5 protein-coding genes are annotated in these 5,624 nt (G+C 74.3%); all 5 read left to right on the top strand.

Features of this window, described 5'->3' with window-relative positions; translation table 11 throughout:
• The coding region (locus ACEPPI_RS39680; protein ID WP_373920111.1) for an AMP-binding protein at nt 1-1,471 on the top strand (1,471 nt) is incomplete at its 5' end.
• Nucleotides 1,468-2,271: a thioesterase II family protein gene (locus tag ACEPPI_RS39675; RefSeq protein ID WP_373920110.1), complete on the top strand. Its 804-nt coding sequence runs from the start codon at nt 1,468-1,470 to the stop codon at nt 2,269-2,271. The genes ACEPPI_RS39680 and ACEPPI_RS39675, both read left to right, overlap by 4 nt.
• 55 nt (nt 2,272-2,326) lie before the next feature.
• Nucleotides 2,327-3,370 (top strand): TauD/TfdA family dioxygenase, encoded by a 1,044-nt coding sequence (locus ACEPPI_RS39670; protein ID WP_373920109.1) that lies wholly within the window; start codon nt 2,327-2,329, stop codon nt 3,368-3,370.
• 5 nt (nt 3,371-3,375) lie between these two features.
• Nucleotides 3,376-5,208 (top strand): amino acid adenylation domain-containing protein, encoded by a 1,833-nt coding sequence (locus ACEPPI_RS39665; protein WP_373920108.1) that lies wholly within the window; start codon nt 3,376-3,378, stop codon nt 5,206-5,208.
• A 5-nt stretch (nt 5,209-5,213) separates the two neighbouring features.
• Nucleotides 5,214-5,624, top strand: a 411-nt coding sequence (locus ACEPPI_RS39660; protein ID WP_373920107.1) for a condensation domain-containing protein, incomplete at its 3' end; no start/stop codon positions are given.

Below are 5,624 nucleotides of genomic sequence, written 5' to 3'. Positions count from 1 at the left end.
GGTCCGCGTGGACACGGAGGCCGACTCCATCGCCGCACGACCGACCACCCCGCTCGGAACACCGTTGACCTGGGACGACGTCGCCTGCGTGATGTTCACCTCCGGATCCACCGGACGCCCCAAGGGCATCCTGTCCTCCCACCGCAACCTCGTCTCCACCCTCACCGCCCAGACCTACGCCACCTTCGGCCCCGGCGAGACCTTCCTCCAGTGCTCCCCCGTCTCCTGGGACGCCTTCAGCCTCGAATTCTGGGGCGCCCTCCTCCACGGCGGCACCACCGTCCTCCAACCCGGACAACGCCCCGAACCGGCCCTGATCTCCGCACTCACCCAGCAGCACCGCGTAACGATGCTCCAGCTCTCCTCCAGCCTCTTCAACTACCTCACCGACGAACACCCCGACACCTTCACCACCACCCGCATCGTCTACACCGGCGGCGAACCCGCATCGCCGACGCACGTGGAGCGGCTGCACCGGCTGCACCCCCGGGTCACGATCACCAACGGGTACGGGCCGGCCGAGTCCATGGGCTTCACCACCACGCACACCACCGACCCCGACGCTCCCGCCGCCGGCCCCCTCTCCATCGGCCGCCCCCTCACCAACAAGCACGCCTACGTCCTGGACGCCCACCTGCGCCCCACACCACCCGGCACGACGGGCGAGCTCTACCTCTCCGGCGACGGACTCGCCCACGGCTACCTCGCCCAACCCACCACCACCGCCACCCACTTCATCCCCAACCCCTACGGACCCCCCGGCACCCGCCTCTACCGCACCGGCGACCAAGCCCACTGGGACACCCACGGCAACCTCCACTACACCGGCCGCACCGACACCCAGATCAAAATCCGCGGCTTCCGCATCGAACCCACCGAAATCGAAACCACCCTCACCACCCACCCCCACATCACCCAGGCCACCCTCGCCACGCACCCGGACCACCACCGCACGCCCCAGCTGACCGCCTACCTGGTCACCACCGACGAGGGCCTCTCCCCCCAGGACGTCCGCCTCTGGCTGCGCACGCTCCTGCCCGACCACATGGTCCCGGCCTTCGTCGTCCTGCTGGACCGGCTGCCCCTCACCCCCAACGGCAAGATCGACAAGAGCGCCCTGCCCGCACCGCAGGCGGTCACCACGGCGGGCGGACGCGCACCGCGCACCCCCCTGGAGGAGAAGGTGCGCACCTGGTTCGGGGAGGCGCTGGCCACCCCGTCCCCGCTCTCGATCGACGACGACTTCTTCGACCAGGGCGGCCACTCCCTCCTCGCCGCCCGCCTGACGAACCGCATCGGCACCGCCCTCGGCGTCACCCTCACCCTGCGCGACGTCTTCCAGCACCCCACCCCCGTCACCCTCGCCCGGCACATCGAGACCCGGCTGCTGTCCGCGGGGGCGCCCGCTCCCCGGCGCGCCCGGCCCGCGCTGCGCCGCCGTACCCCCGACCAGGAACGGAGTTCCTCATGAGCACCACCGACCAGGACCAGGCCGCCTTCACCCCCGCGCCCGACGACGTGGTCTGGGACCTGCCGGGCGAGGGGCCGCAGCGCACCGCGCTGCTGGTCCTGCCGCACGCCGGCGGGAACGCCCACGCCTACGCGGAGTGGCGCGCCCACCTGCCGGCCGACGTCCGCCTGCTGATCGGCCAGTACCCGGGCCGGGGCGCCCGTTTCGCCGAGGACCTCCCCCGGGACATCGCCGACCTGGCCGGTCCGGTCGTGGCGGCGCTGCCCGCCGGGGTCACCGAGGACCTGGTGGTGCTCGGGCACAGCATGGGCTCGCTGGTGGCCTTCGAGGTCGTCCGCAGCCTGGAGGCGGCCGGACGGGCGCCCCGCGCCCTGATCGCCTCGGCCTGCCGGGCCCCGTTCCTGGCCAACCCGTGCGCCGTGTACCCCGAGCGGCTGGACGACGACGAGCTGGTCGCCGCCATCAAGGAGCGCGGCGGCACCGACGACGGCATCCTCGACGAACCGGAGCTGCGGGAGATCATCCTGCCGTCCATCCGGGCCGACTTCGCCATCGACGACGTCTACCGCTGCGCGGAGTCCGAGGCCCGGGTGGCCTGCCCGGTGACGGTGATCGGCGGGGACGCCGACCCGGTCGCCCCGGCGGCTTCGCTGATCCGCTGGGCGCAGATCACCGATCGCGCGTTCGCCTCGTACGTGCTGCCGGGCGGCCACTTCTACTTCCAGGAACAGCTGCCGGAGTTCTTCTCCGTGCTCGGTCCGGTCGTCGGCGGACACGCCGCCGCCCCGGCCGCCGCCTGACCGCGCCGCGCGGCCACCGCTCCCCCTCGTCTCCGCATCCCCTTAAGGACGTTCGATGACCACGTACGCAGAGTCCCCCGCCCCGGCGGCCGGCATCACCCCGGTGCGCGAGCCCGGCAAGCCCGTAGTCGTGCACGCCCCGGCCGGCCTCGACGCGGCCTCCGCCGGCGCCTGGCTGACTGCCCACCGCGAGGCCATCCAGGCCGAGTTGCTGCGCAGCGGGGCCGTGCTGCTGCGGGGGCTGCCCGTGAAGGACGCGGCCTCCTTCGCCGCCGCCCGGGACGCCCTGATCGAGCGGCGCGCCGGGTACAAGGAGAAGGCCACCCCGCGCACCGACTTCGGCGAGGGCGTGTTCTCCTCCACCGACCTGCCGGCGGTCCAGCCGATCCGGCTGCACAACGAGAACAGCTACACCCTCGACTTCCCCGGGGTACTGCTGTTCGGCTGCGTGACCGCCCCCGAGGAGGGCGGGGCGACCACCGTCGGCGACATGCGCGAGGCGCTGCGGCTGCTGCCGCCGGAGCTGGTCGAGCGGTTCGAGCGGGCCGGCTGGCTGCTCGTGCGCAACTACTCCGAACTGGCCGGGCTGCCCTGGTACAAGACCTTCGCCACCGAGGACAAGGCGGTCGCCGAGGCCTACTGCGAGGAGAACACCGTCGGCTACGAGTGGGTCGAGGAGGACGACTCGATGATCACGCGGCAGCGGCGCTCGGCGGTCGTCACCCACCCCGTGACGGGCGAGCGGACCTGGTTCAACCACTTCGCCTTCTGGAACAGCCGCACCCTGGACCCGGACGTCCGCGAGGTGCTCGTCGAGACGTACGGGGAGGACGGGCTGCCCTTCAACACCTACCTGGGCGACGGCTCCCGGCTCACCGACGCCGAGGTCGACGCGGTCAACGCCGTCTACGACCGGGTCACGGTCCGGGAGACCTGGCAGCGGGGCGACCTGATGCTCGTCGACAACATCCTGTGCGCGCACGGCCGCGAGGCCTACAAGGGCGACCGGAAGATCCTCGTGGCCATGGGCGAGCCCGTCGCGCTGGCCGACTGCGCGCCCGTCACCCAGCCGTCCACCACCGTCTTCGCCGGGGAGTGACCGTCATGACCGCCGTACTTCCCGAGCGTCCCCGCGTCCACGCGGGCACCGCAGCCGTCCCCGACCTGCTGGACCGCCTCGCCCTCGCCCCCGCCGACCGGACCGCCGCCGTCGCGGACGGACGCGCGAGAAGCTTTGGCGAACTGCGCGCCGAAGCCATGCGGATCGCGGGCCGCCTCGCCGCCCGCGGCATCGGGCCGGAGAGCGTGGTCGCGCTGTGCCTGCCGCGCGGCGCGGAGCTCGTCGCCGCACTGGTCGGGACCCTGACGGCCGGGGCCGCGTACCTGCCGGTGGACCCGAAGCTGCCGGCCGAGCGACGGCGCTACCTCGTCGAGGACGCGGGCGCCGACCTGGTCGTCACCGCCGACGCGGACACCTCGCCGCTCGCCGAGGGCGTACCGCACGTGGCCGCGGCCGCGCTGGCCGCGCCCGGCCCGGAGGTCCCGTACGTCCCGGTGGCCGTCTCCGGCGACACCCTGGCCTACGTCATCTACACCTCCGGCTCCACCGGCCGCCCCAAGGGCGTGGAGATCGGCCGGGCCGCCGCGTCCGCGCTGCTCGCCGAGCTGGAGGGCGCGGGCATCGCCGTCACCGAGGGCGGGCGGGTCGGCTGGAACGCCTCGCCGTCCTTCGACGCCTCCGTGCAGCAGTGGGTCCGCCTCTGCCGCGGCGACACCCTGGTGATGATCGACGACGAGACCCGCGCGGACCCGGCGCTGCTGGCCCGGCTGGTCGACGAACAGGCCCTGACCGACCTGGACATCACCCCCGCGCACGCCGATCCCCTGCTGGATCTGCTCACCCCGGACGGCGGCCCGCGCCCGCTGACCCTGCTGATCGGCGGCGAGGCCGTCAGCCCCGCACTGTGGCGGCGCCTGGCCCGGCTGGGCGAGCGGGGGGTGCTGCGCACGGTCAACCTGTACGGGCCCACCGAGTGCACGGTCGACGCCACCGCGGGCTGGGTGGACGGCGCCGACGAGCCGCACATCGGCAGCGCCCTGCCGGGCCTGCGCACGCGGGTCCTGGACGAGGGGCTGAACCCGGTCGCCGAGGGCGGCAGCGGCGAGCTGTACCTGGCGGGCCCCCGCGTGGGCCGCGGCTACCGGGGCCGGCCCGCGCTGACCGCGGAGCGCTTCGTGGCCGACGCCGCCGGGGAGGGGCACGGCGGCCGCATGTACCGCACGGGCGACCTCGTACGGCTCCTGCCCGGCGGCCGGCTCGCCTACCTGGGGCGGGCCGACGGTCAGGTCAAGCTGCGCGGCCACCGCCTCGAACTCCCGGAGGTCGAAGCCGCGGTGGCCGCCGTCCCCGGGGTCGCCGAGGCGGCCGTGGTGCTCCGCGAGGACGTCTACGGGGCGCCGGGCCTGGTGGCCTACTACCGGGCGGCCGGACCCGTCACCGACGCCGGGCTGCGCGAACGCCTCACCGCCGTGCTGCCCGCGTACATGGTCCCGGCGGCCTTCGTGGCCCTGGAGCGGTTCCCGGTCACCGTCAACGGCAAGGTGGACCGGGCCGCGCTGCCCGCCCCGGCGCCCGCCACCACGCCCACCGCCGCCGGGAACGCCGCCGGGGACGCCGCCGCCGGGGGCCTGACCGTCTCGCAGACGCTGATCGCGGGCGTCTGGGCCGCCGTCCTCGGCGCCCCGCACGTCGGCCCCGACGACAACTTCTTCAAGCTGGGCGGCCACTCGCTGCTCGCGATCAAGCTGGTCTCGCGGGTCCGCGCCGAACTGGGCGTCTCCCTCCCGGTGAAGGCCGTCTACGCCAACCCGCGCCTGCGGGACCTGGCCGCCCACCTCGACACCCTGGTCGCGGCCGCCGCGAGCCCGAACTCCTGAAGGACATGACCGTGATCCCGTTGTCGTACGCCCAGCGCCGGCTGTGGTTCCTGGGCCGGCTGCACGGCCCTTCCGCCACCTACAACGCCCCGGTCGTCCTGCACCTCGACGGCGAACCCGACGCCGGGGCCCTGGCCCTGGCGCTGGCCGACGTCGTGGAGCGGCACGAGGTGCTGCGCACCGTACTGCCGGCCGGGCCCGACGCGGAGCCGTACCAGCGGGTGCTGGACGAGGCGCCCGCCGCGCGGCTCACCGCCGAGGAGTGCGCGCCGGGCCAACGGGACGCACGGGTGGCCGCCTTCATCCGGCAGCCCCTGGACATCACCCTCGAACCCCCGCTGCGGGCCCGGCTGTTCCTGCCGGGCGACGGCACCTCCACCCTGGTGCTGCTGATCCACCACGTGGCGACCGACGGC

Origin of the sequence: Streptomyces sp. AB3(2024) (assembly GCF_041862025.1) — a bacterium.
GTDB lineage: Bacteria > Actinomycetota > Actinomycetes > Streptomycetales > Streptomycetaceae > Streptomyces.
The sequence above is the reverse complement of the archived record's forward strand: the minus strand, read 5'-3'. Positions and strand labels throughout refer to the sequence as shown.